We start from the raw sequence: 26912 nt of genomic DNA, 5'->3' as shown, positions 1-26912 counted from the left end.
TTGAGCAACAGATTACAGCTCCGCCAGCAACTTCTGCACATCCGCAGTCCTGGCAAAACTCTTGCCCAGTTCGTTCAGCTTCTGCAACTCGATCTTGGCTTCGGCCTTCTGGTTGCTCTTGATCAGGTATTCGGCGAGATGAAGGCGGTGCAAGGGCTGCTCGGGATCCAGCTGAACCGCACGCCTTTGCAGCACCAGGGCCTTGTCCACGTGACCCGCACCCGCCTGGATTTCCGCCGCAGTGTCGGTGAGGGAAGGTGAATTCGGCGCCAGGCTGAGCGCCTTCTCGATCATTTCCAGTGCGCCGGGCCGGCCAGCACGATGCAGCAACCAGGCCAGATTGTTCAGCGCCACCGCATTGTTGGGCCGCACGGCAATCACCCTTCGGAAATGCCGTTCTGCCCGGTCGAACTCACCGCGTGCCAGCGCCTGGTCGCCCAGCAGGTAGTCGAGCGCCGGCGAATCCGGGTACTTGGTCAGCCAGTCGGCAGCCAGCTTGTCGGCCTCCGCCTGCGCTCCCGCGCTGGCCTGTGTCAGATAAAGCTTGATGACCGTCTCTTCCAGCGGACGCTTGGACAGGCTGGTACGGAATGCCACCACCGCCGCCGGCCAGTTGCGCTTCGCGGCCTGCACATCGCCTTCAAAAGACCAGCCCTGCGGCTCGTTGGGCGCCTGGGCCTGCACGGACTTGGCGATGGCGAGGGCCTCATCCATCTTGCCGGCGCGCCCCAGCAGCGTGATCAGCCGCATCTGCGCTTGCAGATGGTCGGGCTTGATGGCCAGCACCTTGCGCAGCTGGCTCATCGCCGCTGGCGCATCCTTGCGCGCGTCGTACAGGTCGACCATACGCATCATGGGCAGCACCGAGTTCGGCTGCAGCGTCGTCATCTTGTTGAACGCCTGGGCGGCCTGATTCAGGTTGCCGACTGCCATCTCGGCCAGGCCCACCGCCTCGTACACCTTGGGGCTGTCGGTGAAACGGCTGGCGGTCTCATTGGCGATCTGGCTCGCCAGCTTGTTCTCTCCAATTTCCATCAAATAAGAAACCAGCGCGAGGCGGGGCAACTGATGGTCCGGGAAGCGCCTGATGGCAGCGTCCAGCTGGCTGCGGATGTCCTCCGCGCGTGCGCCAGCCCGGGTCTTCGCCGAGATCAATGCGACGGTGCCGTCAATTGACTGCGGATCTGCCGCGACGACCTTTTCGAAGCGGCCGACCGCGGCTGCCGGCTTGCCATCCTCGTAGTCCATGGCCGCCAGCACGGTGGCGGCAGCCATATAGGACGGCAAGCGCCGCAAAGCCTCTTCGTAATGTGCGCGAGCCTTGTCGCGATTGCCGCGCAACTGCTCGGTACGTCCGCGCAACAAGGGTGCCACCGGCGTGCCGGGCTGCTTCTTTTCCACTGCATCGATGATCGCAGCGACGTCGTCCAGGCGATTGCGGCGGTACAGCGACATCGCCATCGCCACTTCGGCCTCGACACCGGGATCCTTGGCGGCGACGGACTTGAGCTCTTCCATGGCCTGCTCGGTCTGGCCCGCCGTCATTTCAGCCACGGCCAGGGCAGTACGGCCGCGCGTGTTGCCAGGATTGAGCTTGACGGCCTGGGCGTACATGCGCTTGGCCGCCTCACCGTTCCCCATCTGCAGATGGGCATCGGCGGCCACCGAATAGGCTTCGGAGCTGGCCAGCTTCTCGTCATCGAGCAGCGGCAGCACGAACCCCAGCGCCTTTCGCGCATCGCCGGCGCGGAGCTGCGCACGCGCCATCAGGACGCGCACGGGGCCTGGCGCCGGCGAATTCGGCAGCGCCTTGCCGAGGTGGGCCACGGCCTGGAGGTAGCCGCCTCGCTCGTATTCGATCGTGCCAGCCAGGTACAGGAAGGACGGGTTCTGCGGCGCCATCTTCAGCAGTTGCTGGGACAACTCGGCGGCCTTCTTCAGGTCACGCTTCTCGAAGGCCAGCGTGGCCGAGTAATACAGCACCAGGGGATTGTTCGGCTGCACCTTGCGCAGTGCGGCCAACTGCTTGTCGACGCCATCGAAGTCACGCTGCGCCATCAGCAGCCGCATCACGCCGACGTGGGCCTGCAGCTCGTCACCGTTGCGCTTGAGCGCTTCGCGATAGGCCAGCATCACCTGGGCGGGGTCGGCACCGTTGCTTTGCAGTAGCTCGGCCTTGGACACCCACGGCCGCGCCGATTCAGGATGGGCCTTGAGCGACTTTTCCACCTGCTCCATCGCACCGACCCGGTCGCCGGCGACGAACATCAGCTGGGAAACGGCGAGTTGCGCGACGATGTTGTTGGGATCAGCCTGCAGGGCGGCGTCTGCCGCGGCGCGCGCCTGCACATACTTGCCCTTGGAGCCATAGGCCGTGGCCAGCGCGGCCTTCAGCTCCGCCTGGCGCTTGGGGTCGGTGAGCTGGACATCCGCATATTCGGCGATGAACTTGGTGGACTCGCCGCGCAGGATCATCGCTGCGGCCATCAAAGGCACGAGCTCGTCCTTGCTGTAGCCACCTTCGCGCGCCTTCGACAACTCGACCCAGGCGCCGTTCGCATCGCCGGTCTCCAGCAGGGCCTTGCCAAGCCAGAAGCGGGCATCGACGAGCGACGCATCCTTCTGCAACGCGTTCTTGAACTCGATGACGGCCGCCTTGTATTCAGCCTTCTGCATGCGGGCCTTGCCCGACTCGACCATCTGCGGCGCCGACGGACCCCAGCAACCGGTCAGAAGCACCGAGGCCACGAGCACGGCACCGGCGAACCGCGCGGGTGTGGAATGCATCTTGTTGTTCATTTGATCTGCAACCGGTTCATCATGTCGTAGAGGGTTGGGCGGCTGATGCCTAACAGTTCGGACGCACGGACGATGTTGCCATCGGTGCGGGCGAGCGCCGTGATGAGGGCCTGGCGTTCGGCGTTTTCGCGCACGGTGCGCAGGTCCAGCGTCACGTTGTCATCGGCCGGTGCCGACGCCGGCCGCAGACCGAGGTCCACCGCCGCGATGCGGTCCTCCTCGGCCATGATGACGGCACGCTTGAGCATGTTCTGCAGTTCGCGCACATTGCCCGGCCAGCGATGCGCTTCCAGCGCTCGCACGGCATCGTCGGCCAGTGTGGGTACCGGGCGGCGCATTTCGGTCGCGAAGCGTCGCGCAAAGGCATGCGAAAGCAGCACCGGGTCGCCCACACGGTCACGCAGCGGCGGTATCTCGACGACGATCTCTGCCAGGCGGTAGTACAGGTCTTCACGAAAGCGACCGTCGACGATCCGGGCCTTGAGATCCTGGTGGGTCGCGCCGACGACGCGCACGTCGATCGGAATCTCCTGGCGGCCGCCGACACGCTCGATGACCCGCTCCTGCAGGAAGCGCAGCAGCTTGGCCTGCAAGGGCATGGGCAGGTCGCCGATCTCGTCGAGCATCAGCGTGCCGCCGTTGGCGGTCTCGATCTTGCCCAGCGTCGACTTGTTGGCACCGGTGAAGGCCCCCTTCTCGTAGCCGAAGAGTTCGCTCTCCAGCAGCGTCTCGGGGATGGCCGCACAGTTGATGGCGACGAAGCGGCCCTTGCGCTTGGAGGCGTCATGCAGGCCCTGGGCGAGCACTTCCTTGCCGGTGCCGCTTTCGCCAAGCAGCAGCACGGTGGCGTCGCTGGGGGCCACCTTCTCGATCATGCGGCAGACGCGCTGCATGCCGGGGTCGCGCGTGATGAGGCCCGAGAAGACGTCGCTGCTTTGCTGCGTCTGCAGGCGGCGGTTCTCCTGCTGCAGCTCATAGAGCCGGTAGGCGCGCTCGACGGTCAGGCTGAGCACGTCGGGATCGACGGGCTTGGCGAGGAAGTCGTAGGCACCCATGCGGATGGCGCGCAGCGCGTTGCCTTGGTCGTTCTGGCCGGTCAGCACGATGACCTTCACGCCGGGGTCGAGCTCCAGCAGCTTCTCCAGGCATCTGAAGCCCTCGGACACCGAGTCCCGATCGGGCGGCAGGCCGAGATCCATCGTGACCACCGCCGGGTTGTGACGGCGGAACTGCAGCACCGCGCTGGGGACGTCATCGGCCGTGACCGATTCGAAGCGGTCCAGCGACCACTTGAGCTGCTTCTGCAGGGCCAGATCGTCTTCGACGATCAACAGCGGCGCATGGCGAGGCGTGTTCATAGGTGCACCCTTCGGCCTGCGGCCTTGCCTGACCGACAGCGCGGCCAGGCGTTCGCCAGGCACGGGATGCCCACAGGGCATCCCATGTCCGGGCTCACTCCCGCCAGGCGGGAGCGAGCTTGCTTGGGACGGCCCGGCGCGGCGCTCATTGAACGTCCAACGCCGTCAAGGGTGCGTCCGCCTGCGCATGGAACAGCGGGAGTAGCAGGGTCACGGTGGTGCCCCGGTTCAATTCACTCTGCACGCTGATCTTGCCTCCCAGTTCCTGTATGTATTGATAGCTCTCGTGGGCGCCTATGCCCATGCCGCTGGCCTTGGTGGTCTGGAACGGCTTGAAGAGGCGATTCTGAATGAAATCCTCGCTCATGCCGCAGCCGCTGTCCTCCACGCGAACGCGCGCCTGGCTGCCCTGGGCATCCAGGGTCAGGCAGACCCGGCCGCTCGCGGGCGTGGCATCGAAGGCGTTCTGCACGACATGGCCAAGCACGCGCTCCACGCGCTCCGCATGCCCACGCGTGCTGACACCGCCCTGCAGCGTCAATTCCAGTACCCTGCCCTTGCTGGAAGCCGCAGCCGCAAGGCGCTTGGCGATCTGCTCCAGGTCGACACCGCTGGTCACGCCATGCGGCTTGTCGCCCTCGCGCAGCTGGAGCATCAACTGGCGCATCTTCTCCAGCGAGTTCTCCACCGTATCGAGCATGTCCTGCTGGAATTCAGGGTTGTCGCGCAGGCGCTTGGCGTTCTTCATCATCAGCGAGAGCTGGGTGACGATGTTCTTCAGGTCGTGCACGACGAAGGCCGACATGCGGTTGAAGGCATCGAATTTGCGCGCCTCCAGCAACGCCTCCGTGGCCTGGGCCTGGTCCAGATAGCCTGACGCCTGGCTGGCGGCCGTGCGCAGCAGGTCGCGCACCTCCCAGTTCACCTCGACAACCACACGCGGCCGCCCCAATACCGCAAAGCCGATCAAGGCTTCGCGCACCAGCAGGGGCACCAGCAGCCAGCAACGTGGCTCCTCGGCCAGCCAGGCCGGCAATTCGAGGCCGGGGTAGGCCTCAGGGCGTTCACGACACTCATCCACGTCGACGATCCAGGCGCGCTCGCGCCAGAACGTCGCCAGCGGGCCATCGTGCGCCTCGCTGCCCAGTTCGGCGGGCAGGTTCCAGCGGGCGGCCTGCACGAAGTCGCCACCCGCGGCACGCGGCAACCACAGCATGCCGCTCGGGCTTTCGACCAGGTTGGCGAGGGCGCGCACCACGGTTTCGGCCGTGTGCTGGGGTTCTGCGCTGCCGGACAAGAGCTGGGTGAACCGCAGCCACTCCTCGCGGTAGTCGTAGCGATAGCTGAAGAAGTTCTTGCTGATGTAGACACGCAGGCGCGAACGCATCGACCCGGAGGCCATCAGCAGCGTCAGTGCCACCAGCGCGACGAAAACCAGGGCCACGGACAGCGCCCGCCCCCACTCGCCGCCGGTGTAGCGCACGTAGTAGCCCACGCCGGCCACCATCAGCAGGTAGACGCCGACGAGCAGCAGCGTCGCCGAATGGAAGACCGCCGCCCGCGACACATGCAGCCTGCCGAGCCAGTCGGCATAGCGGCGGGACGCCACATAGAGCAGCGGCACCGCCGCGGCATGGACCAGCGAGCGAACGCTGATCGCGTCACCGTCAAAACGCTGGAACAGCGCGGCCTGCGACCCGATGAAGAGGTCGAAGACAAAGATGGCACCCAGCCCCAGGCAGACCGGCTTGGCATTCCATCGCGCGTCGCCGGTCGCATTGCGCAGCATCTGCTCGACCATCACAAGGCCCAGCACTGCCAAGCCCAAGGCGGCGAAGGCCTGGGGACGAGCCAGGCTCTCCGCCGGTACGCTCTCGCCGACCAGGAGCAACACCAGACGCGCCAGCACCGCGACGACCGCGAGGGGACGCAACCAACCCAGGCCACCGCCCCGCCGCGGTGGCGGGAGCAGCATCAGCATGAAGGCAAACCAGAAGCTGATGCGCAGCAGGTCAAGGCCCGGAACGACCCAGGTCGGCAAGCGGTCGGACCAATGCCTCAGTTCATCCATCAGCGCCAGGCCGGCCCAGATCGAACTGGCTGTCAGCGCCGCCAGGAACACCATGGCGAGCACGGAGACGGGCATGCTGCCCCGCAGCAGCCGCTGCGCGAAGTAGAGCGCGAACAGCCCGTAGGCCGCACAGCAGATCAGATCGCCAAGGCTGCTCAAGGAGAGGAAGGGAGCCAGCGCCTCAATCATGGCGCCCGGGGCAGAGTCCAAATCGGCGACAAGAGACATGCATCATTCAAGCATGCCCCTGGCGTTCGGGCATCGGCGCTTACGCCGAAGCGCCGCCGCGCTCAGCGAGCGCCCTTGCCAGTCAGCACCACGGCCACCGTCTCCAGCATGATCAGCAGATCAAGGAAGAGGGAGTGGTTCTTGACGTAGTACAGGTCGTACTGCAGCTTCTCGACCGAGTCTTCGATGGTCGAGCCGTACTCATAGCGCACCTGGGCCCAACCCGTGACGCCCGGCTTCACGCTGTGGCGCACAGCGTAATAGGGGATCTTGCTGATGAGTTCGTCGACGAAGAACTGGCGCTCCGGGCGCGGGCCGACCATGCTCATCTCGCCCCACAGCACATTGAAGAGCTGGGGCAGTTCGTCGATGCGAACCTTGCGGATGAAGCGACCAATACGCGTCACGCGGTCGTCGTTCTTGGTGGCCCAACGCGGCTTGCCGTCCTTTTCAGCATCGGTGCGCATGCTGCGGAACTTGATGACGTTGAAGGGCACACCATTCAGCCCCACCCGCTCCTGACGGTAGAGCATCGGCCCACGCGATTCGAAGCGGATGGCCAGGGCCGTGATCAGCATGATGGGCCAGGTCACCGCCAGAATCAGCGCGGCGAAGACGATGTCGCACACGCGCTTGATCGCGGCGCGCAGCATGCCCTGGCTGAAGCCGTCACCAAACACCAGCCAACCGGCATTGACATGCTTGATGTTGATCTGGGCCAGTGTCTTCTCGAAGTGGGTGGCGATATCCACCACGCGCACGCCGGACAGCTTGCAATCCAGCAGTTGCCGCAACGGCATGCTGCCGCCGCGGCGCTCGCTGAGGGCCACGACGATCTCGTCGACGTTGTGCTTGAGCGCAGCTTCGGTCAGGTTGGCGCCGTCATTGATGATCTCGGCGCGCGGCACTTCGGGCTGGTCCTCGTTGGGGCCGGCGTAGAAACCGACGATCTGCGCATGCGGATCGGAGGCGCGCAAGGTATTGCCGACGGAGCGGGCCGCAATGCCGGTGCCGAAGATCAGGATGCGGCTGCGCATGCGTGCCTGAGTACCCGAATGGGCCGCATAGACACGATGCACCATGACTGCGGCGACAGCGCTCATGGCAACCAGGGTCAGCATGTCGCGGTGGCTGGTGTTCGAAGGCACCAGGCTGAAGATGGCATAGGCCAGCGGCAGGCCAAACAGCAGCCCGAACAGGGCCCGGGCGCAGGACTCCGTGATCGAGCGGTTGTGCACATGCTGGTAGAAGCCCGTAGCCGAATTGATCACGAACATGCAACCGGCCAGTGACAGGCCGTGCGACGCCGCGAACGGCAGCACCATCTGCGCCGACTCACCTTGGCTGAGCACGACCGCAATGACGGCGAAAACTATCAGGCCGAGATCGAAGAAGACCTGAAGCAAGGTCTGCTTATGCAGGTAATGGTTGAATATTCGAATCATTTGCATTCCCCGATCATTACTACTGGCGTTCCCGCATCTGCAATCCGATCAATGGAATTCGAATCAATATCGATATTCCATTCACCCTAGCGCGGAGACCGCCTGCCGTATCGCCACCTCGATGACAACCTCGACTGCGCAGACCTCCTCGGAGACCGCCCGGCCGGCTCTGAATGCCCGTTTCGGCCACACGCCGCAACGGACATATCCGACCAACCCTTGATCGCGCCGGCATCATGCCTCTGGCCCCCTGGCTTGAAAGCCCCCCGTTTAGAGGGTGCTTGCCCCTTGAATCCGCGTCGTGCCGCAGCCCGCGAGGTCTCCGCCGCGGTCATTTTCACAACGGGCCGCAGTAGAACCGAAAGCGGGCGACAACACCATGACAGGGATGGCGCCAGCCGCTGCAAAACGTGCGAAACGCACAGGCGTCACATTGAAATCCGACGAAACCCGATTCATGCGCTCTTGCGGCGGCGAGGTCCGGTTTTCGAGCAAATCAAATATTGCCCCGCTTATTTTCTGGGCAGTATTCACGATCGACCGTAAGGCTTGTCGCAACGAGCACTCCTTTGTCGTCCTTGAATCTGATCGATCCCATTTCGGAGCTCCTCAAAGCGACGAACCCGCCAAGGGCGGGCTCGTCATGAAAAACGCCCGCCGAGGCGGGCGTTCTGGACGCGAATCCGAATCAGCGCACGACCGCGATCTGCTCGCGGGCGCCGCCCTTGTAGGTGAACAGCGTCAGGGCGCCGTTCTTGATGTCGCCCTTCTCGTCGAAGGCGATGGTGCCGGTCACACCCTTGTAGCCGGCCGTCTTGGCCAGCACAGGCAGGTACTTGGCCGGGTCAGCCGAACCGGCCTTGACCATGGCAGCCGCCATCACATTGACGGCGTCATAGACGTACGGCGCGTAGATCTGCACATCGACGTTGAACTTGGCCTTGAACTTGGCCTTGAAGTCGTCCATCGACTTCTTGGCTTCGCCCTCGACACCACCGGCTTCGGCGCAGACGACCTGGCCATCGGCCATCGTGCCAGCGGCCAGCTTGGGCAGTTCGCCCGAGCAGATGCCGTCGCCGCCCATGAACTTGGCTTCGATGCCAAGCTGCTTCATCTGGCGCAGCATCGGGCCGGCCACGGCGTCCATGCCGCCGAAGAAGACGACGTCGGGCTTCTTGCCCTTCAGGGAGGTCAGGATGGCGGTGAAGTCCGTGGCCTTGTCGTTGGTGAATTCGCGGCCGACGATCTTCCCGCCCGCGCCCTTGACACCCTTTTCGAACTCGTCGGCAACGCCCTGGCCATAGGCCGTGCGGTCATCGATGACGGCAATGGACTTGCCCTTCAGGTCCTTGGCGGCGTAGCGGCCCAGCGTGCCACCCAGGTGCACGTCGTCAGCCACGACGCGGAAGGTCGTCTTGTAGCCGTTGCGGGTGAACTTGGGATTGGTGGCCGACGGCGAAATCTGCGGAATGCCGGCGTCGCTGTAGACCTTGGAGGCCGGGATGGAAGTGCCCGAGTTCAAGTGACCCACGACGCCGTTGACCTTGGAGTCGACCAGCTTTTGCGCAGCGGCGGTGCCTTGCTTCGGATCGCCGGCGTCGTCTTCAGCCAGCAACTCGAACTTGGCCTTCTTGCCGCCGATCATGACGCCCTTGGCGTTCAGGTCCTCGATGGCGAGGCGGGCACCCAGTTCGTTGTCCTTGCCCAGGTGGGCAATCGCGCCACTGGTCGGTGCGACGTGGCCGATCTTGACGACCAGGTCCTGCGACATGGCAGCGCCGCTGAGCAGTGCTGCGACTGCACCCACCACGATATTCAACTTGATTTGCATGGATCAACTCCAGTTTGAAAGAGAGAGGAACAAACAGAGAACCGTTGATTTTTCAACCAATTGAACATACCCCAAATCCGGGGGGCTCTCATTCGGGAAAGCGTGGACGCAGCGTTGTCAACCCGCCGCGGAAAAGTGGTCCAGCTTGGCTCCCGACTGCTGGTAGACGCGATAGCGCGCACGCCCAGCTTGAACGCGCTCGGGGGCCTGTCCGATGACCTCCAGCACGCGTTCAAATGCAAGCGCATCCGAAGGCATGCCGTCGCGCAGGTTCAACAGCAATCCGCGGTGTGGCAGACGCGCCGCGTCATCAACCAAGAGGACCTCGCCCGGCGCGGGTGCCGTGGCGCCGTCCCAACGCCGATGCGGGATGAAATCCGCCGCGTCGAAGCTCCACAGCAACTCGTCTAGACGAGTTGCCTGCGCCGCCCCCACGCAGACACCCACCGGCTTGCCCGACGCGAGGGCGCGACGGATCAAGCGGCAGGCAAAGTGCAGCGGGTCCGCCGCGTCGCTGTAGAAACTGACCTGCAGGGTCACTTACTTCGCGTGACTCAACACGAAGTGCGTCAACAGGCCCACCGGCCGGCCGGTCGAGCCCTTGGCAGCGCCGCCCTTCCATGCCGTGCCGGCGATGTCGAGATGGCCCCAGCGGTACTTGCTGGTGAAACGCTGCAGGAACTTGGCCGCCGTGATCGAGCCGCCCGCGCGGCCGGCGATATTGGGCACGTCGGCGAAGTTGCTCTTCAGGCCTTCGGCGTACTCGTCGTCCAGCGGCATGCGCCAGCAAGGGTCGAGGGCCGCGTCGCCCGCTGCGGTCAGCGAAGCGGCGAGTTCGTCGTCGCTGGCGTACATGCCGCTGCGCACGCCGCCCAGCGCGATGACGCAGGCGCCGGTCAGCGTCGCCACGTCCACGACGACCGCGGGCTTGAAACGCTCCGCATAGGTCAGCGCATCGCACAGGATGAGGCGGCCTTCGGCGTCGGTGTTCAGGATCTCGATGGTCTGGCCGGACATCGACGTGACGACGTCGCCCGGCTTGATCGCGCGGCCGCTGGGCATGTTCTCGCAGGCAGCGACGATCATGACCAGATTGAGCTTGGGCTTGAGTTCGGCGATGGCGCGCAGCGTGCCGATGACGCTGGCCGCGCCGCCCATGTCGAACTTCATCTCGTCCATCTCGGCACCGGGCTTGAGCGAGATGCCGCCGGTGTCGAAGGTGATGCCCTTGCCCACCAGCACGACGGGCGCCACCGTCTTGGCCGCGCCGTCATAGCGGGCAACGATGAAGCGCAGCGGCTCGTCCGAACCCTGGGCGACGGACAGGAAGCTGCCCATGCCGAGTTTCTCGACGGCCTTCTTGTCCAGCACCTCGACCTTCAGGCCATGGGCCTTGCCCAGGCCCTGCACGACCTCACCGAGATAGGTCGGCGTCGCGAAGTTGGCCGGGCGGTTGGCGCATTCGCGCGCCAGTTCGACGCCGGCGGCAATGGCTTCGCCACGAGCCAGGCCGGCCTTGGCCGTCTTGATGTCAGCCTTGCCGACCAGCAGGGCAAGCCTGGCCAGCTTGGGGGCTGCCGGCGCACTGGGCTTGGTGTGGCGGTAGACATAGACCGCATCCGTGGCCGCGAGGGCGGTCTGTTCGGCCAGCGATTCGACGTTGCCGACGTCGAAACCCACAAACGCGACAGCCGCGCTGACCACGCCACGGGATTTGATCTGCGCCAGGCCTGCAGCCAATGCGGCGCGCCCGGCAGCCAACGTCGTCTTGCCGCTGGCGACGAGGACAAGGCGAGGCGCCTTGACCCCTTCGGCGTGGGTCAGCGTGAGTGCCTGGCCACCTTTCAGCGCGAAGTCGCCGAGCTTGATGGCCGCCTGCGCATGACGGGCAACCACTGCATCCAGGCCCTTGGGCAGCGCCTCACCGCCGAGCACGACGACCAGGGCGTCGGCACCGGCGCCCGCGAGCCCATCGAGCTCAGCGGTTTGAATCTTGAAGTCCATAATGACCAGAAGTAGGTAGAAGTACTTTTGATGTTATTCGATTCATCCACGCGATCCGAGCTGGCCAAGAGCTTCGGCGTCACGCTGGTGGTCATCCTGACCATCATGTTGACGTCGACGCTGATCCGCACGCTGGGCCAGGCCGCGGGGGGCAATGTGGCGCCTCAGGACGTCGTGCTGTTGATGGGCTACGCGACCATCGCCCACCTCGCGACCATGCTCATCCTGTCGCTGTTCGTTGCCGTCGTCATCACGCTCAGCCGCTCCTATCGCGAGTCGGAAATGACGATCTGGTTTGCCAGCGGCGTGCCGCTGTCGCGCTTCGTGCGCCCGGTGCTGCGCATGGCCTGGCCGGTGCTGCTCGGCGTCATCGTGCTCGAGCTGCTGGTCTGGCCCTGGGGCAATCAGAACAGCGCCGAATTGCGGGACCGTTATCAGAAGCGCGGCGACCTCTCGCGCGTGGCGCCGGGCCAGTTCCAGACCTCGCGCGACGGCAGCCGGGTCTTCTTCATCGAACGCGACGGCGACAACGCCGCCACCGGCCGCAATGTCTTCATCCTCGCCAACCAGAACGAACGCGAGTCGGTGACGACCTCGGCCCGCGGCCATCTCGAGATGGAAGGCGATGACCGCTTCCTCGTGCTGGATCACGGCCAGCGCAACGAGAGCCAGCTCAAGACCGGCGAGAAAAGCCTGGCACGCTTCGAGCAGTACAAGGTGATGACCGACCCGCAGGTGCTGGCCAATGCCAACCAGCTGCCGCCCAAGGCCATGGCGACGTTGGACCTGCTGCGCCTGCCCACGCCCAAGAACCAGGGCGAGCTGGCCTGGCGCTTCGGCATGATCCTCGCCGGCTTCAACATGGCCCTGCTCGGCGTCGGCCTGTCGGCATCCAACCCGCGCCGCGCCAGCAACTGGAATCTGCTGTTTGCGCTACTGGCCTTCGTCATCTACTTCAATCTCATCAACCTGTCGCAGTCCTGGGTAGGCAACGGTCGCACCAGCCTGCCCCGCGGCCTGCTGACCGTGCATGGCAGTGCCCTGTTCCTGGCCCTGGCCGTCATCTGGCTGCGCGACAACGCCAACCGCTTCTGCCTGCGCCGCCGCGTAAGCAAAGAGGCGATGGCATGAGGACCGTCCGCGCCCTGCTCTACAAGGACATCGCCGGTTCGGTGCTGATGGTCGCGCTGGCCTTCCTGTCGCTGTTCTTCTTTATCGACTTCGTCGACGAGATCGAGCGCATGACCCGCGTCGGCGCGGGTGCGGGCAAGGCCGCCGTGCTCGCAGCGATGGAGCTGCCTGGCCACTTCTACGAGCTATTCCCCATCGCCGTGCTGATCGGCGCCATCGTCGCCCTGGCCCGACTGGCGCAGAGCAGCGAGTTCACCATCCTGCGCACTGGTGGCCTCGGTCCCGCGCGGGCCCTGGCCCTGCTGGCCGGCCTGGCCGCCGCGTTCGCGGCGCTCACCTTCTTCGTCGGCGACTACGTGGCGCCGCGCTTCGAACGCGAGGGGGACGAGATGCGCGCCCGCTTCGTGCACGACAGCAACCCGGCCAAGCGCGGCGCCTGGCTGAAGGACCACCAGAATATCGATGGTCGGGAGCGCAGCTATTCAGTCAAGGTTGGCCGCGTTGGCGGCGGCGGCGAACTGGAGGATGTGCGCATCTTCGAGTTCGACGCCGAAGGCCGGCTGATGTCGCGCACCGAAGCGGAAAAGGTCGACGTCGACGCTCAGGGCATGTGGCATCTGCAGGCGGTCAAGCGCACGGTCTGGAACCCCGGCACGGCGACGGCCAGCGGTAGCGTCGGCGACGTCGTCATCAGCGAGCAGCAGCTCGACAAGCTCGACTGGCAGAGTTCCCTGCACGCCGGCGTCATCGCCGCGGCCGTGCTGCCGGCCATGTCCATGTCGACGCTGGAGCTCTACCGCTACACCAAGCATCTGTCGGCCCAGGAGCAGTCGGCCCAGGCGCACAACATCCAGTTCTGGCGCAAGGCCTTCTATCCGTTTGCCTGCTTCGTCATGGTGGCCCTGGCCCTGCCTTTTGCCTACCTGCATGGGCGCTCGGGCGGCATCAGCATCAAGGTCTTCGGCGGCATCATGCTGGGTATCAGCTTCGTGCTGCTGAACAACGTGACCGGCCATCTGGGCCTGCTGAAGAACTGGACACCCTGGGTGGTCGCGGCAACGCCCAGCCTGGCCTACCTCGGGTTGTCGATGGCGGCCTTCACCTGGCTCGTCAGATACCGCTGATGAAGCCCCCACGGTCACTTCGTGCCCTGCCCCCCGAGGGGGCGCCAGCGTCCTTCGGGCGGCCGTGCGGACGCTGATGGAAGGCCTGCTGCTCTTCGCCCATGGCGCCCGCGACCCAGCCTGGGCGCGGCCCTTCGAGACCATTGCCGAACGGCTGCGCGCCGCGCGTCCCGGCACGCCGTTGGCGATGGCTTACCTTGAGTTCATGTCGCCCGGCATCGAGGAAGCGGCCGAGCAGCTGGCCGCGGCCGGCTGCACACGCGTCCATGTGCTGCCGCTCTTCCTCGGCACCGGTGGCCATGTGCGCCGTGACATCCCGCCCCTGCTCGACCGCCTGCGCGAGCGCCATGGCGACGCCATTCAATGGCTGCTCCATGCGCCGCTGGGTGAACAGGAAGCCGTGCTCAACGCCATCAGCCTGGCCTGCCTGGCAATACTCGAATGAACCTGCATCAATTCCGCTTCGTCCAGGAAGCGGCCCGCCGCAACCTCAACCTGACCGAGACAGCCAAGGCGCTGTTCACCTCCCAGCCGGGCGTGTCCAAGGCCATCCTCGAGCTCGAGGAGGAGTTAGGCGTGGACATCTTCTCGCGCCACGGCAAGCGGCTGCGCCGCATCACCGAACCGGGCCAGCAGGTGCTGGCCTGCATCGAGATCATCCTGCGCGAAGTCGGCAATCTGAAGCGCATCGGCGAGGAGTATTCGCGCCAGGACAGCGGCACCTTCTCCATCGCGACGACCCACACCCAGGCCCGCTATGTGCTGCCCGCGCCGGTGGCCCAGCTGCGCAAGAACCTGCCACAGCTGCGCATCAGCCTGCACCAGGGCAGCCCGGACCAGGTCGCCAAGATGCTGCTCGACGAGACCGCCGACCTGGGACTGGCCACCGAGTCCCTGGCCCAGTACCCGGAGCTTGTCACCCTGCCCTGCTATGAGTGGCAGCACGTCATGGTCGTGCCGCGCGACCATCCACTGGCCAGCGTCGAGCGCGTCAGCCTGGAACAGCTCGCTGGCGAGCCGCTGGTGTCCTACCACCCCAGCTTCACGGGCCGCACCCGCGTCGACAAGGCCTTCGCCTCGCGTCATCTGACGCCCAATGTGGTGCTGGAGGCCATCGACTCCGACGTCATCAAGACTTATGTGCGCCTGGGCATGGGCGTGGGCATCGTGGCCGAAATGGCCATGCGTGAGGAGCCCGCCAACAGCGACCTGGTCGCGCGGCCACTGGGCACGCTGCTGGGCAGCAACGTGACGCGCATCGCCTTCAAGCGCGGCGCCTATCTGCGCAACTACGTGTACGCCTTTGCCGAACTGCTGTCCGAACGACTGTCACGCAAGCTCATCGAGAAGGCCATGAACGGCGACTCGACCGACTTTGGGATCTAAGGGCACGCCCTCTCAGGACTCCCGGCCGAAGCTGGAGTCGATCGGCAGCATCAGGTCCACCTCCTCACCGCGCAGGCCGGCCTCGAAGAGATCGCGCGCCACGCTGTAGAGGGTCAGCAGATCGCGGTAGGCGGGCAGCTCGAAGCTCGGCACGCCCGGTCCGCCGCCGCGGGCGAGCAGGTCCTGCAGCATCTGCAAAGCGGTGCCCGGTTCAGGCCAGACGACCTGCAGATGAGCGATGACGCTGGGGCTGGCATCCAGGCTGCGGCCACGCGCCAGGCTCTGCGACCACTGCGGCGCCAGCACCCGGAAACGCTGCTCGAACTGCTTGACTAGCTCAGCGAATACCTCGGGCTCACCGCGCTGCTGGCAGAGCTCCATCAGCATCAGATAGGGCATGGCGCCGGCATTGCCACGCGCCAACCGCGTGGCCAGCAGGTCGGCCGCCGCTTCTTGCTGGCCGAGCAGCTGCAGGAAATCGACCTGTTGCTGCAGGTCCAGCAGCTCGTCCGCCACGGTCAGCTCGTTGGACAGCACCGGCGCGGCCGCGGCCTGGACCGGCAGACGCATGGTCGCCTGCATGTCCATCGCGGGCGATGCGACAGCGGGTGGTGGCGGTGATGCAATGGGCGCCGGCGGCCACGCCATCGGTCGAGGCTGTGGCCGCGTGACCTGGTGCTGGCCTTCGTCCGGCAGCGCCGCGGCTTGGCCGACGACAGGCGGCGCCATGCCCGGCGAGTGTTGTGGCAGCACCGCCGGCAGGCCGGCCCCTTCGGCGGCATGCAGGGCACGCCAATAGGCAAGCTCGCGGCGGGCCCGTTGATCGCGCCAGCGGCTGAAATAGAAAGCCGCCGAGCCCGCCAGCAGGCTCAGCCCCAACGTCAGCACCCAGGTCATGGGGTCGCGATAGGGCGAGGCATGTGCGCTGCGCACCGCCACGGGCGGCGGTGCCACGGCCGGTGCGGAGGCCGGCGGTATGGCCACCGCCGAGGCCGCGGCGGCTTCGGCCTGCAGCCGTGCTTCCAGGTCGGCGCGCAGCTGGGCCACGGTCTGCTCAAGCTGAGCGATCTGGGCTTCCAGCTCGGGCGTGAGCTCCATCTCGGGCGCGCTGGCGGCAGGCTGGACGGGCCGCGGCGCTTCGGCCACCAGCACCTCAGGCCGTTCCAGCACCAGACGTGGGCCACTGGCGCGCGGCTTGGAGCGGGTTCTTTGCCGTACCACCGGGCCTGGCGCCGGTGCGGGCGATGCCTCGGCCATCACGCTCGTCGGCGGGGCGACCACCGGCGGCGCCGCAGGTGCGGGCGGTGCCGGCACTGTGGCAGCATCGGCCGCAGGGTCGACGAAAGCATTGAACTCGCGCGTCAGCCGCAGCGGGCAGCCCAGAGCCAGCGTGATGCGCAGGGCCGGTTCGTCGATGCGCGCCAGGCTCTGCAGGCGAATACGTTGCTGGCCGGGTTCACCCTCGATACGCATTTGCAACAGCCCAGCCGGCACCCGTGCGTCGCCAGCAGAGACCTCGGCGCGCACGCAGGAATCGGTCAGTCGTTCACCATCCGCCAGCGTCAGCGGGATGCTGGCGTCCAGCGGTTTACCGAGGGCAGAATGAATTTGCGGCCGTCCCAGTCCCAGAGCCTGGGCGTCTGGCGCCAGGCCAAGCAGCAGTGCCAAAGTGGGTGTGAGAGCACCCAGCAAGGTCGGGCGCAAGGCCGTGAAGGGCATTGACTGCGGGCGGCTAGCTATCGGTTGAACGAGGGGGTGAAGACGGCGCGGATCACTCTAGCATGGGGCCACCTCGCCAATGGCCCCATTCCCAGGGAACCGCGGGCGGCACAATGCCCCCAGACCATGAACGCACTCAGCCTCACCCCCGCCGAACGCCAGCAGATCGATCAGGGCGCCTGGTTCTCCAAGCTCTCCGAGACCCTGCGCAACGACATCCTGCAGCGCGCCTTCGTGCGCCGCCTGCCCGACGAGACCATGCTGTCCCACCGCGGCGAGCCTGCCGAGGAGTGGTCGGCCGTGGCCAAGGGCGCCGTGCGCGTCAGCTCGGTGTCCCTGGCCGGCAAGCAGATCTCGCTGACCTATGTCGAGCCAGGCACCTGGTTCGGCGACATCGCCCTCTTCGACGGCCTGCCCCGCACCCACGACGCCTATGCGCACGGCGAGACGACGCTGCTGTGCGTGCGCAAGTCCGATTTCCGCGCGCTGTTGCAGGCCCACTCCGAGCTCTATGACGCCTTGCTGCGGCTGAACTGCCGCCGGCTGCGGCTGATGTTCGACATGATCGAGGACCTCAACACGCGCCCACTGGCCGCCCGCCTGGCCAAGCAGGTGCTGCTGCTGGCGCGCTCCTATGGCGTGCAGGAGGGCGACGAGATCCGCATCGGTTTGCAACTGGCCCAGGAAGACCTCGCCCAGTTGCTCGGCGCCTCGCGCCAGCGCGTCAACCAGGAGCTCAAGGCTTTCGAACGCGAAGGCGCGGTGCGCGTCGAGCCGACCCGCCTGGTCGTGCTCAGCCGCGAGAAGCTGCTAGCAGCCGCATCCCGATAAGGCTGGCGCCGAGGAGACACGGCAGCCGGGCTTCGACTCGCAGAATGGACAGTTGGCGTTCTCTACCCAGACATCCATGGAAGCATTCACCGGCACCCGTCCCCTTGCCCAAGCCCTGGACACCACGGCTCTCGAAGCCTGGCTGGCCGCGCACGTTGACGGCTTTGTCGGGCCCCTGGCCATCGAGCAGTTCAAGGGCGGCCAGTCCAACCCGACCTATCTGCTGAAGACGCCGGGGGCGCAATACGTGATGCGCAGCAAGCCCGCCCCCGTGGCCAAGCTGCTGCCGTCGGCCCATGCCATCGAGCGTGAATTCCAGGTCATGGGGGCTCTTGCCGGCACCGACGTGCCCGTGCCCGCCATGTACGCGCTATGCGAGGACGAGGCCGTCATCGGCCGCGCCTTCTACGTCATGTCCTTCATGCCCGGCCGCGTGCTGTGGGACCAGAGCCTGCCCGGCATGACCAATGCCGAGCGCGCCGCCCATTACGACGAGATGAACCGGGTCATCGCGGCCCTGCACCAGGTCGACTTCAAGGCCGTGGGCCTCGCGGCCTACGGCAAGCCGGGGAATTACTTCGAGCGTCAGATCGGCCGCTGGAGCAAGCAATACCTGGCCTCCGTCACCGAGCCCAACCCGGCGATGGATTCGCTGCTGGCCTGGCTGCCGGCCCACATCCCGGCCTCGGCCCGCGACGAGAGCGAGGTGGCCATCGTCCATGGCGACTACCGCATGGACAACGTCGTCTTCCACCCCAGCGAGCCTCGCATCATCGCCGTGCTGGACTGGGAGCTTTCGACGCTCGGCCATCCGCTGGCCGACTTCAGCTACCACTGCATGAGCTGGCACATCCAGACCTCGGGCGCCGCGCGCGGCCTGGGCGGCAAGGATCTGGTTGCACTGGGCATTCCGAGCGAGCGCGAGTATGTGCAGCGCTACTGTGAGCGCACCGGCCGTGGGGACGCCGGCACCGTCATGGCCGACTGGAACTTCTACATGGCCTACAACATGTTCCGCATCGCGGCCATCGTGCAGGGCATTGCCAAACGCGTGGTGGACGGCACGGCCTCCAGCGCCCAGGCCAGGGAGACGGCCAAAAGCGCCCGACCGCTAGCGGATCTAGCTTGGAGCTTCGCGCAGAAGGCCTGAGACCTTGGACGGCCTCAGGTCACATCCCCCGGGCGCGTCGAGGGCGTCCAGGCGATCGACGTCGTCGTCGGCCAAGCGCCGCTGTCTGACAGCCGCCCGTTCACGCGCTGCGCCTCACGCGCTGCGACTTCCAGCAGCTTCACCAGGGCCTGCAGCCTGGGCAGGTCGGCCTCACTCATTTCCGTGCGCAGATAGAGGTTGCCGCGCATCGCCATCAGCACGAAGGGATGGCCTTCGGGCAGCAGGTCCTGGCTGGCCTGAACCAGGGCTTCGCTGAGTTCGCCCTCGATCCACGCGCCGGTCAGATCCTTGGTCACGCCGACGATCCCATAGCGTTGGCGCAGCATCTGCGAGGCGGCGTTGTTGAACTTGGGGAACATCACCAGCCAGCGCATCTCTTCCGGCGTGTCGGTATCGACGCGGGTCTTGAGCGTGTCGGTGTAGGCCTCGAAGACAGCACGCTCAAGGTTCTCCATCAGCGCCCGGCACAGCACCATCATCTGCAGATCATGGTGCAGGCCCATCTCACAGCGCATGCGCAGCTCAAAGCCGGGCAGATAGCTGCGCTGCGACACACCCCATTCGATGCGCAGCGGCCCCGGCGACGCCTTGGGCTGCTCGACGAGGAAGCCCAACCCGTCCCGCGTCTGCGTGAATCCGGCCCCGCGTGCCTCGGCCCAGTCCTCGATCGGACGCCAGCGCGACGCGTTGGCGCGCGTCACGAGCCAGTGCTTGACTTGCTTTACCACCATGAGTCGTGAGGAAGTCTGAGAATGGGGCCTGCTTGCTAGGCACACCGCATGGAGGCGACGAATGATTGAAGTGTATTCATGGCCCACGCCCAACGGCCACAAGGTGCACATCATGCTGGAGGAGTGCCGCCTCGCCTACCGGGTGCATCCCGTGGACATCGGCGCCGGTGAGCAGTTCGCACCCGACTTCCTCGCCATCAGTCCCAACAACAAAATCCCCGCGATCACCGACCCCGACGGCCCCGGCGGCCAGCCCATCTCGCTGTTCGAGAGCGGTGCCATCCTGCTCTACCTGGCTGGCAAGACGGGCAAGCTCCTGCCCGCCGACGTGCGTGGCAAATACGAGGTGCTGCAGTGGCTGATGTTCCAGATGGGCGGCGTCGGCCCCATGCTGGGCCAGGCGCATCACTTCCGCATCTACGCGCCCGAGAAGATCGACTACGCCATCGATCGCTACACCAACGAGGCCAAGCGCCTGTACAGCGTCATCAACAAGCGCCTGGCCCATGCCACCTATCTCGGTGGGCCGGACTACAGCATTGCCGACATCGCCGTCTTCCCGTGGCTGCGCTCCTGGAAGAACCAGGGCGTGGAGATGGGCGACTACCCGCATCTGAAAGGCTGGTTCGACGAGATCGCCAAGCGCCCGGCCGTGCAGCGTGGCGTGGAGGTGCTGGCCGGTGCGCGCAAGCCGCTGACCGACGACAAGGCGCGCGAGGTGCTGTTCGGCAAGCGCCAGCTGGAACAGCGCTGAAGCGCGGCGTCAGACAGGCACCAGGCGCAGCTCGCGATGCGCGGGCGGCAGGCCATGACTGGCGAGGATGAGGGGCTCGTGCGCCGCCACGACGCCCGGCACAAAAGCCGCCTGCCCTTCGACGTCGGCCAGCGCGACCACCGCCGGCTGGTCGGCGAAGGCCATCACATCGGGCGCGCCCAAGCCCATTGAAGCCAAGCCCAGCGCCGGATCGGCGAAGACCTGCAGCACTGTCGCTCCGACGCCGCCCGGGCGAGGCGGCGGCAGATGCAAGGCCAGCCTGCCCTCAGCATCGCTCGCGCCTTCGTGCACACGGCCTTCGCCATCGATCAGGCACACGCGGGCCCAGGCCGCCGGCTCGCCGTCGCCCTGCCAGGTGAGCAGACCGTAGACGCTGCAGACACCCGGCGGCGGCCTGCGTGTCGGTGCGCTGAGCAAGCCCACCCGCATCATGCGCATGCCTCCCAGCACCCGGTCACTGAGGATCTGGCCCACCGGTCGGACCGGCAGCGGCCAGGGCAGGTTCAGGGGCTGGAAACGCTGCAGTTCATCGCGCACCAGCACGTCGGCACAGACGCCCTCCTGCGGTTGGCGCCAGCGCTCGGGCAGGTCCGGCCACACATGCAGGCCCGACGGCGTGACGACCGAACGACCGAGCAGCCGGCCACCGCCACGCCGCACCAGGCTGCAGCGCAGACCCGTCGTGATGAGGTCGCCACTGGCCAGGTCGATGAAAACCAGCGCTTCGCCYACCGACAGCCGCAGACGCTCCAGTGTCGGTTCGCGCCTTGTTGTCGTGACTGCCATGGCCCCATACTAGGAAGGACGCGGTGTAACAGTCACCCTGCTTGTTAGGGGCGCACACCCGGCGGCTGCATCGCCATGCCGGCCGAGCGGCGCGACAGATACACCTCCAGCGCCAGCAGTTCGGCGCTGTCCCAGTCCCACACTGTCGCGCGCACGCCGCTCAGGCAGCCACGCAGGCGGCGCTGCAGGCTGCCCAGCGACTGCCATTCCAGACGAAAGACGGGGTAGTCGTCGACATGGCCCTGGGGAATGAGGCTGCCGCCCAGGCGCAGGCCCGCACGCTCGTCGTGGCATTGGGCGCAGGACAGATTGAGCGCGCCGATGCGGGCCGTGTAAAGACGCTGGCCTTGCTTGGCGGCTGCGTCCAGCTCGGGGCCGCGCGGCGGGCTGAGCGGCATGCTGCGCGACTGCTGGGCGACGAGAGCGGTCAGCGCGAGCAGCGGCTCGGCGTCGGGCGCCCAGCCCGGCTGCTGCTGGTGGCGCACGCGGCAGCGCTGGACGCGGCCAGACAGGTCGACGAGGCCCCGATCCCAGGCCGGGTAACGGGTCGCCGCACCACGCAGCTTCTCGGGCTCGCCGTGGCAGCTGGCGCAGGACTTGGCCCCCTGGCTCCACAGATCTCTCCCGAAGGCCAGGCCGAGCTGGGCGGGGTGTTGAGCGTCGTCGGCCTGCAGAGTTCGCAATGCCGGGCTCATGGTGTCGCGGCCGGAGCGGCGCTCGTCGGCATGAGCTGTCAAGCAACACAGCCACAGAGGCACAGAGACACAGAGAACTCGTGCAAGCGCCTGGCCTCTGTGCCTCTGTGCCTCTGTGGCTCTGTTCATGGGCCGACGTTCAGTGATCGCGTCTCACGGTGCTCGAAGCCGTTGTCGCCGCGCCAGACAAAGCTCAACTCGCCAGGTCTTTCAGCCCGCAGCCAGAAGGCGAGATAGGGGTTGGCCGAAACAGCCGCAAACAGGTCGGCGGCAAACACCAGTTCGCCGTCCAGGCGGCATTCGAAGCGCCTCACCAGGTCGCGCGGCAGGCGGGCGCCTTCGTCGCTGCTGCGGTAGCCGGTCTCCATCGCATGGGCCACGGTCACGCGCACCTCGAAAGGCTCACCGGCCTTGATGGCAGCAGGCAGGGTGATGACAGCGCGCGTCGCCATCAGGGCTCCACGCAGGCGGCCAGCGTCACGATGACATCCACGCTCGCCTGCCAGCAGCGCCCGTCGGCCGCTTTGGCCACGGCGACGATGCGCTGGCTGCGCGCCAGGCGCATGCGGGTGCTGAACTCGGGCCTGTCGCTGTTGGCGCCAAAGGCGACATGCACGACCTCGGGCTCGGGGTTGAGCGGCGTGAACAGCGCCAGGCCCACGACAGCCTCGCTGGCGGCCACACGCACCGGCACCGCATTGCCGTTCTCCACCAGCTCGGCCATCTCGATCTTCAGCACGCCGGGCTCGGGGTCGCGACCGGCCCAGGCACGGATGGCTGCACGCATGACTTCGTCGGACGCGCGAGCCTCCGGCAGCAGCGCAAGCGCCGCGGCGGCCAGCGTGAACTCGCGCCGCTTCATTTCGCGAGCGTGCCGAGATAGGCCACGATGTCGTCGAGCTGCTGCTCGGTCAGCGCCGCCCGGCCCGCCCAGGCGGGCGCCACATCGCGCAGCCCCTCCGTGGAGCGAAACGGCGGCATGACGGTGGCGGGGTTGAAGCGGCGCATGTCGGCGATGCGATCGCGCAGGCCCTGCGCATTCAAACGCGTCGCCACTGCATCCAGCGGCGGCGCGAGATTGCCCTGGTTGGCATCTCCTGAGGCCGTCAGCGCATGGCACAGCAGGCACAGGCTCTGCGTGCGGTCGGCCACCAGCGCCCGGCCACGCTCGACGTCGCCGGCATGCGCGCTGGCGGTCAGCACGAGTGCCAGCAGCGCACGCATCACGCGAGCTTGTTCTTGCTGAGCGGCAGGTCCCTGATGCGCTTGCCGGTCGCCGCGAAGATCGCATTCAGCACGGCCGGGGCCGCCACCGCGATGGTGGGCTCACCCACGCCGCCCCAGAAGCCGCCCGAGGGCATGACGATGGTCTCGACGGCCGGCATGTGCTCCATCTTCAGCACCGGGTAGGTGTCGAAGTTCTGCTGCTCGACGCGCCCATCCTTGACGGTGATCTCGCCGAACAGCGCCGCCGACAGGCCATAGACGAAGCTGCCCTCGACCTGGGCCGCGATCTGCTGCGGGTTGACGGCGTGGCCCGGGTCGGTGGCCGCGACGATGCGGTGGATCTTGAGCTCACCCTTCTTGCTCACCGACACCTCGGCGCAGGCCGCCACATAGCTGCCAAAGCCCATGATCTGCGCCAGGCCCAGATATCTTCCCTTCGCTCGTGGCTTGCCCCAGCCGGCCTTCGCCGCCACGGCATTCAATACGGCCAGGTGCTTGGGCGAGTTGGCGAGCAGCTCGCGGCGCAGCTCCAGCGGATCGCGCTTGGCGGCGTGGGCCACCTCGTCGATGAAGCACTCCAGATAGACCGCGTTCTGGTTCAGGTTGACGCCGCGCCAGAACCCCGGCGGCACCGTCGGGTTGCGCATCGCGTGGTCGACGAGCAGGTTCGGCACCGCGTAGCCGAGCGCCCCTTCCGCGCCACCGGCGCTCAGCCCCTGGAAGACGACCGGGTCCTTCCCGTCCTTGATGTTCTGCGGAAAGATGCCCGCGATGATGCTCTGGCCCGAGATGCGCATGTGCAGGGCCGTCAGCTTGCCCGCCACGTCCAGGCCTGCCATCAGCTTGCACTGCGTGACCGGGTGGTAGCGGCCGTGGGTCATGTCCTCCTCGCGGCTCCAGATCAGCTTGACCGGCGTGCCCGGCAGCTCCCTGGCAATTGCCACGGCCTGGCGCACCCAGTCATGCACGGCGCCGCGCCGGCCGAAGCCACCGCCCAGATGCAGCTTGTAGACCTCGCAGGCCGAGGGCGGCAGGCCCGACGATTCGGCCGCAGCGGCGAGCGCGGCCTCGCCGTTCTGCGTCGGGGTCCAGACCTCGCAACGCTCGGGGGTCCATTTGGCCGTCGCGTTCATGACCTCCATCGTCGCGTGGTTCTGGTGCGGGTAGCTGTAGACGGCCTCGACCTTCTTCGCGGCAGCCGTCAGCGCGGCCTTCACATCGCCCTGGCTGCTGCCCACCGCGGCCTCGGCGGCGTCCAGGCCGGCCTTCAGCGTGGCGGCCGTGTCGGCACTGCTCTGGTTGACGTTCGCGCCCTCGTCCCAGACGATGGGCAGCGCGTCCAGCGCCGTCTTGGCCCGCCACCAGGTGTCGGCCACGACGGCCACGGCCGAGTCGCCCACCTTCACCACCTTCTTCACGCCCGGCCGGCCCTCGATGGCCGCCGCGTCGAAGCTCTTGAGCTTGCCGCCGAAGACCGGGCAGTCCTTGATCGCCGCATTCAGCATGCCGGGCAGCTGCAGGTCCATGCCGTAGACCTGCGAGCCGTCGAGCTTGGGGCGGGTATCCAGCCGCTTCATCGGCTTGCCCGCCAACGTCCACTCCTTGGCCGGCTTGAGCTGGATGTCGGCCGGCGCGGCCAGCTTGGCGGCCTCGGCGGCGAGCTGGCCGTAACTCAAGCGCTTGCCGGCATGCACCACCCAGCCCGCCGAGGTCGTGCACTCCACCACCGACACCTGCCATTGGTTGGCCGCCGCCTGGATCAACAGCGCCCGCGCCAGCGCCCCGCCCTTGCGCACGTACTCGTGCGACTCGCGCACGCCACGGCTGCCGCCCGTGCTCATGCTGCCCCAGGCGCGGTTGCGCGCGAGGTTCTGGCCCGGCGTCGGGTATTCGGTCTTCACCTTGGCCCAGTCGCACTCCAGCTCCTCGGCCACGAGCTGGGCCAGGCCGGTCAGCGTGCCCTGCCCCATCTCCGAGCGCGCGATGCGGATGACGACGCTCTCGTCCGGCAGGATCTGCACCCAGGCGTTCAGCTCGGGCGTGGCTTCACCCTCGGCAAGGCCTGGCACGTGGAAGCCCACCATCAGCCCGCCGGCGGCGGCGCTCGTGGTGTGCAGAAAGCTTCGACGGGAAAGAACCGCGCTCATTGGTGCACCCTTCGCGCTGCGCGCTGTCCCGCCAAGCGGGAGTTGAGCCCCTTCGGGCGGCCGTGCGGGGCTCATGCCTGGCCCCCTTCGATGACGATGGGGATCTGCTTGCGCTGCACCTGGCCCGCGGCCAGATGGATGGCGGCGCGCACCCGGTTGTAGGTGCCGCAGCGGCAGATGTTGGTCATGGCCGCGTCAATGTCGGCATCGGTCGGCTTGGGCTTGGCCTTCAGCAGCGCCGCGGCGGCCATCAGCATGCCGCTCTGGCAGAAGCCGCACTGCGGCACGTCCAGCGCGTCCCAGGCCTTCTGCAGCGGGTGCGAGGCGTTGGGCGCCAGGCCCTCGATGGTGGTGATCTTCTGCGCCGTCGTCAGCGCCGAGGCCGGCATCACGCAGCTTCGCACCGGCGCGCCGTCGATGTGCACGGTGCAGGCGCCGCACTGGGCGACGCCACAGCCGTACTTGGTGCCCGTGAGGCTGAGCTGCTCACGCAGCACCCACAGCAGCGGCGTGTCGGCCTCCGCCTCGAACTGCATCCGCTTGCCGTTGACCGTCAATTCCGCCATGCCTCGCTCCCGTTCCGCCACCGCTGGCGGGCGCGGGGCAGCCTAGCAGCATCGGCACCTTTCTGTCTTTAGGATGCTCAACATGGCCCGCATCCTCATCCCCCTGCCCGCCCAGGACTACGACCCCTCCGAGGCAGGCATCCCTTGGAAGCTGCTGACGGCACGGGGCCACACCATCCGCTTCGCGACGCCCGACGGCCGCCCCGCCCAGGCTGATCCGCGCATGCTGGATGGCAAAGGCTTGGGACCTTGGAAATCCGTGCTCAGGGCCGATGCCACGGCCCGCGAGGCGCATGCGGCGATGGTGCAGAGCGAGGCGTTCCGGCAACCTGTTCCCTATGACGACATCGACGCCGGCAGCGTCGACGCCCTGCTGCTGCCCGGTGGCCATGCGCCGGGCATGAAGGTCTATCTCGAATCGCCTCGGCTGCAGGCGGTGGTGGCGGCGCAGTTCGCGGCCGACAAGCCGGTCGCCGCCATCTGCCACGGCGTGCTGCTGGCGGCCCGCTCGAAGCGCGCCGACGGCAAGTCCGTGCTGCACGGCCGGCGAACCACCGGCCTGACGAAGCAGCAGGAAATGACGGCCTGGCTGATGACGGCCGCCTGGCTGGGCAGCTACTACCGCACCTATCCCACACCGCTGCAGACCGAAGTGCAGTCATTGCTGGCCAGCCCGCGGGACTTCGACGCCGGCCCGCCACCCCTGCTGCGCGACACGCCCCAGCACCTCGGCCGCGGTTTCACGGTCCGCGACGGCCACTACCTCAGCGCGCGCTGGCCGGGCGACGCCCACGCCTTCGCGCAGGCGCTGGCGCAGATGCTGGACGAGCAATCGCACTGAGCCGCCAGCGCGTTTGGCCGGAAACGTGTAGCGTTCGCGGCTGCTG

The 26912-nt window shown here is 66.9% G+C and carries 25 protein-coding genes; 8 read left to right on the top strand and 17 right to left on the bottom strand.

Annotated features, from left to right (window positions below):
• Positions 1-12: 12 nt before the first annotated feature.
• From prsT to AC1DW0_RS02425, 8 genes are all read right to left on the bottom strand, one after another.
• Positions 13-2799: an XrtA/PEP-CTERM system TPR-repeat protein PrsT gene (prsT, locus tag AC1DW0_RS02460; protein ID WP_457355986.1), complete on the bottom strand. Its 2787-nt coding sequence runs from the start codon at positions 2797-2799 to the stop codon at positions 13-15.
• Complete coding sequence (gene prsR, locus AC1DW0_RS02455) at positions 2796-4157, bottom strand: PEP-CTERM-box response regulator transcription factor (protein ID WP_056197184.1); 1362 nt, start codon at positions 4155-4157, stop codon at positions 2796-2798. Before prsR ends, prsT begins: the two co-directional genes overlap by 4 nt.
• A 145-nt stretch (positions 4158-4302) precedes the next feature.
• Complete coding sequence (gene prsK, locus AC1DW0_RS02450) at positions 4303-6387, bottom strand: XrtA/PEP-CTERM system histidine kinase PrsK (RefSeq protein WP_162247761.1); 2085 nt, start codon at positions 6385-6387, stop codon at positions 4303-4305.
• A 131-nt stretch (positions 6388-6518) separates the two neighbouring features.
• Positions 6519-7901: a TIGR03013 family XrtA/PEP-CTERM system glycosyltransferase gene (locus AC1DW0_RS02445; protein WP_056197181.1), complete on the bottom strand. Its 1383-nt coding sequence runs from the start codon at positions 7899-7901 to the stop codon at positions 6519-6521.
• Positions 7902-8171: 270 nt separating this feature from the next.
• A complete protein-coding gene (locus tag AC1DW0_RS02440; protein WP_457324674.1) occupies positions 8172-8435 on the bottom strand; it encodes a hypothetical protein in 264 nt (87 codons plus the stop codon).
• A gap of 154 nt (positions 8436-8589) precedes the next feature.
• On the bottom strand, positions 8590-9732 hold the full coding sequence (locus AC1DW0_RS02435) for a branched-chain amino acid ABC transporter substrate-binding protein (protein ID WP_056195771.1): 1143 nt from the start codon (positions 9730-9732) through the stop codon (positions 8590-8592).
• A gap of 117 nt (positions 9733-9849) precedes the next feature.
• Positions 9850-10272, bottom strand: coding sequence for a DNA polymerase III subunit chi (locus AC1DW0_RS02430; protein ID WP_056195768.1), 423 nt, complete (start codon positions 10270-10272; stop codon positions 9850-9852).
• On the bottom strand, positions 10273-11736 hold the full coding sequence (locus tag AC1DW0_RS02425) for a leucyl aminopeptidase (protein WP_477944789.1): 1464 nt from the start codon (positions 11734-11736) through the stop codon (positions 10273-10275). It abuts the gene before it with no gap.
• Between the two features lie 30 nt (positions 11737-11766).
• Here AC1DW0_RS02425 and lptF point away from each other — a divergent pair, with 30 nt between their 5' ends.
• From lptF to AC1DW0_RS02405, 4 genes are all read left to right on the top strand, one after another.
• The gene (lptF, locus tag AC1DW0_RS02420; RefSeq protein ID WP_457355990.1) at positions 11767-12867 is read left to right on the top strand and encodes an LPS export ABC transporter permease LptF; all 1101 of its coding nucleotides are present in this window, start codon (positions 11767-11769) and stop codon (positions 12865-12867) included.
• Complete coding sequence (lptG, locus tag AC1DW0_RS02415; protein WP_457445615.1) at positions 12864-13991, top strand: LPS export ABC transporter permease LptG; 1128 nt, start codon at positions 12864-12866, stop codon at positions 13989-13991. Before lptF ends, lptG begins: the two co-directional genes overlap by 4 nt.
• Before the next feature lie 64 nt (positions 13992-14055).
• On the top strand, positions 14056-14436 hold the full coding sequence (locus AC1DW0_RS02410) for a sirohydrochlorin chelatase (protein WP_327082878.1): 381 nt from the start codon (positions 14056-14058) through the stop codon (positions 14434-14436).
• On the top strand, positions 14433-15377 hold the full coding sequence (locus AC1DW0_RS02405; RefSeq protein ID WP_056195754.1) for a CysB family HTH-type transcriptional regulator: 945 nt from the start codon (positions 14433-14435) through the stop codon (positions 15375-15377). Before AC1DW0_RS02410 ends, AC1DW0_RS02405 begins: the two co-directional genes overlap by 4 nt.
• A gap of 12 nt (positions 15378-15389) precedes the next feature.
• Here AC1DW0_RS02405 and AC1DW0_RS02400 read toward each other — a convergent pair whose 3' ends face one another.
• Positions 15390-17096: a type IV pilus assembly protein FimV gene (locus AC1DW0_RS02400; RefSeq protein WP_477944786.1), complete on the bottom strand. Its 1707-nt coding sequence runs from the start codon at positions 17094-17096 to the stop codon at positions 15390-15392.
• Between the two features lie 126 nt (positions 17097-17222).
• Between AC1DW0_RS02400 and AC1DW0_RS02395 the strand changes: the two genes are divergently transcribed.
• The gene (locus AC1DW0_RS02395; protein WP_056195749.1) at positions 17223-17927 is read left to right on the top strand and encodes a Crp/Fnr family transcriptional regulator; all 705 of its coding nucleotides are present in this window, start codon (positions 17223-17225) and stop codon (positions 17925-17927) included.
• A gap of 76 nt (positions 17928-18003) precedes the next feature.
• The gene (locus AC1DW0_RS02390; RefSeq protein ID WP_457355994.1) at positions 18004-19077 is read left to right on the top strand and encodes a phosphotransferase; all 1074 of its coding nucleotides are present in this window, start codon (positions 18004-18006) and stop codon (positions 19075-19077) included.
• A gap of 14 nt (positions 19078-19091) precedes the next feature.
• On the opposite strand, the gene AC1DW0_RS02385 is transcribed toward AC1DW0_RS02390, so the two are convergent.
• On the bottom strand, positions 19092-19829 hold the full coding sequence (locus AC1DW0_RS02385; protein WP_056195743.1) for a hypothetical protein: 738 nt from the start codon (positions 19827-19829) through the stop codon (positions 19092-19094).
• A 61-nt stretch (positions 19830-19890) separates the two neighbouring features.
• On the opposite strand from AC1DW0_RS02385, the gene AC1DW0_RS02380 reads away from it, so the two are divergent.
• Positions 19891-20583 carry a glutathione binding-like protein gene (locus tag AC1DW0_RS02380; RefSeq protein WP_457391588.1) on the top strand — a complete coding sequence of 231 codons (693 nt, stop codon included), beginning with the start codon at positions 19891-19893 and terminating at the stop codon, positions 20581-20583.
• 9 nt (positions 20584-20592) lie between these two features.
• Here the strand turns inward: AC1DW0_RS02380 and AC1DW0_RS02375 are convergent, their stop codons facing one another.
• From AC1DW0_RS02375 to AC1DW0_RS02345, 7 genes are all read right to left on the bottom strand, one after another.
• Positions 20593-21390, bottom strand: coding sequence for a hypothetical protein (locus AC1DW0_RS02375; RefSeq protein WP_477944783.1), 798 nt, complete (start codon positions 21388-21390; stop codon positions 20593-20595).
• Positions 21391-21434: 44 nt separating this feature from the next.
• The gene (soxA, locus tag AC1DW0_RS02370; protein ID WP_477944781.1) at positions 21435-22127 is read right to left on the bottom strand and encodes a sulfur oxidation c-type cytochrome SoxA; all 693 of its coding nucleotides are present in this window, start codon (positions 22125-22127) and stop codon (positions 21435-21437) included.
• A gap of 83 nt (positions 22128-22210) precedes the next feature.
• Entirely contained in the window at positions 22211-22537 is a 327-nt protein-coding gene (locus tag AC1DW0_RS02365) for a thiosulfate oxidation carrier complex protein SoxZ (RefSeq protein ID WP_457324072.1), read from the bottom strand.
• Positions 22537-22947 carry a thiosulfate oxidation carrier protein SoxY gene (locus AC1DW0_RS02360; RefSeq protein WP_477944779.1) on the bottom strand — a complete coding sequence of 137 codons (411 nt, stop codon included), beginning with the start codon at positions 22945-22947 and terminating at the stop codon, positions 22537-22539. Before AC1DW0_RS02360 ends, AC1DW0_RS02365 begins: the two co-directional genes overlap by 1 nt.
• Positions 22944-23309: a sulfur oxidation c-type cytochrome SoxX gene (gene soxX / locus AC1DW0_RS02355; RefSeq protein ID WP_457355998.1), complete on the bottom strand. Its 366-nt coding sequence runs from the start codon at positions 23307-23309 to the stop codon at positions 22944-22946. The genes AC1DW0_RS02360 and soxX overlap by 4 nt, the downstream gene beginning before the upstream one ends.
• Positions 23309-25459 (bottom strand): xanthine dehydrogenase family protein molybdopterin-binding subunit, encoded by a 2151-nt coding sequence (locus AC1DW0_RS02350; protein ID WP_477944776.1) that lies wholly within the window; start codon positions 25457-25459, stop codon positions 23309-23311. The genes soxX and AC1DW0_RS02350 overlap by 1 nt, the downstream gene beginning before the upstream one ends.
• 71 nt (positions 25460-25530) lie before the next feature.
• Positions 25531-26025, bottom strand: coding sequence for a (2Fe-2S)-binding protein (locus tag AC1DW0_RS02345; RefSeq protein ID WP_119042024.1), 495 nt, complete (start codon positions 26023-26025; stop codon positions 25531-25533).
• Positions 26026-26107: 82 nt separating this feature from the next.
• On the opposite strand from AC1DW0_RS02345, the gene AC1DW0_RS02340 reads away from it, so the two are divergent.
• Entirely contained in the window at positions 26108-26866 is a 759-nt protein-coding gene (locus tag AC1DW0_RS02340; protein ID WP_200955256.1) for a type 1 glutamine amidotransferase domain-containing protein, read from the top strand.
• Positions 26867-26912 lie beyond the last annotated feature (46 nt).

The sequence above is a fragment of the Roseateles sp. P4_D2 genome, assembly GCF_056401875.1.
This window is presented reverse-complemented; position numbering and strand designations above follow the sequence as displayed.

Bases quoted from the DNA above. Each gene is read 5' to 3' on its own strand.
- prsT (WP_457355986.1), bottom strand. From the start codon at position 2,799: ATGAACAACAAGATGCATTCCACACCCGCGCGGTTCGCCGGTGCCGTG.
- prsR (WP_056197184.1), bottom strand. From the start codon at position 4,157: ATGAACACGCCTCGCCATGCGCCGCTGTTGATCGTCGAAGACGATCTG.
- AC1DW0_RS02445 (WP_056197181.1), bottom strand. From the start codon at position 7,901: ATGATTCGAATATTCAACCATTACCTGCATAAGCAGACCTTGCTTCAG.
- AC1DW0_RS02435 (WP_056195771.1), bottom strand. From the start codon at position 9,732: ATGCAAATCAAGTTGAATATCGTGGTGGGTGCAGTCGCAGCACTGCTC.
- AC1DW0_RS02425 (WP_477944789.1), bottom strand. From the start codon at position 11,736: ATGGACTTCAAGATTCAAACCGCTGAGCTCGATGGGCTCGCGGGCGCC.
- lptF (WP_457355990.1), top strand. From the start codon at position 11,767: ATGTTATTCGATTCATCCACGCGATCCGAGCTGGCCAAGAGCTTCGGC.
- lptG (WP_457445615.1), top strand. From the start codon at position 12,864: ATGAGGACCGTCCGCGCCCTGCTCTACAAGGACATCGCCGGTTCGGTG.
- AC1DW0_RS02405 (WP_056195754.1), top strand. From the start codon at position 14,433: ATGAACCTGCATCAATTCCGCTTCGTCCAGGAAGCGGCCCGCCGCAAC.
- AC1DW0_RS02400 (WP_477944786.1), bottom strand. From the start codon at position 17,096: ATGCCCTTCACGGCCTTGCGCCCGACCTTGCTGGGTGCTCTCACACCC.
- AC1DW0_RS02395 (WP_056195749.1), top strand. From the start codon at position 17,223: ATGAACGCACTCAGCCTCACCCCCGCCGAACGCCAGCAGATCGATCAG.
- AC1DW0_RS02390 (WP_457355994.1), top strand. From the start codon at position 18,004: ATGGAAGCATTCACCGGCACCCGTCCCCTTGCCCAAGCCCTGGACACC.
- AC1DW0_RS02385 (WP_056195743.1), bottom strand. From the start codon at position 19,829: ATGGTGGTAAAGCAAGTCAAGCACTGGCTCGTGACGCGCGCCAACGCG.
- AC1DW0_RS02380 (WP_457391588.1), top strand. From the start codon at position 19,891: ATGATTGAAGTGTATTCATGGCCCACGCCCAACGGCCACAAGGTGCAC.
- AC1DW0_RS02365 (WP_457324072.1), bottom strand. From the start codon at position 22,537: ATGGCGACGCGCGCTGTCATCACCCTGCCTGCTGCCATCAAGGCCGGT.
- AC1DW0_RS02360 (WP_477944779.1), bottom strand. From the start codon at position 22,947: ATGAAGCGGCGCGAGTTCACGCTGGCCGCCGCGGCGCTTGCGCTGCTG.
- soxX (WP_457355998.1), bottom strand. From the start codon at position 23,309: ATGCGTGCGCTGCTGGCACTCGTGCTGACCGCCAGCGCGCATGCCGGC.
- AC1DW0_RS02350 (WP_477944776.1), bottom strand. From the start codon at position 25,459: ATGAGCGCGGTTCTTTCCCGTCGAAGCTTTCTGCACACCACGAGCGCC.
- AC1DW0_RS02345 (WP_119042024.1), bottom strand. From the start codon at position 26,025: ATGGCGGAATTGACGGTCAACGGCAAGCGGATGCAGTTCGAGGCGGAG.
- AC1DW0_RS02340 (WP_200955256.1), top strand. From the start codon at position 26,108: ATGGCCCGCATCCTCATCCCCCTGCCCGCCCAGGACTACGACCCCTCC.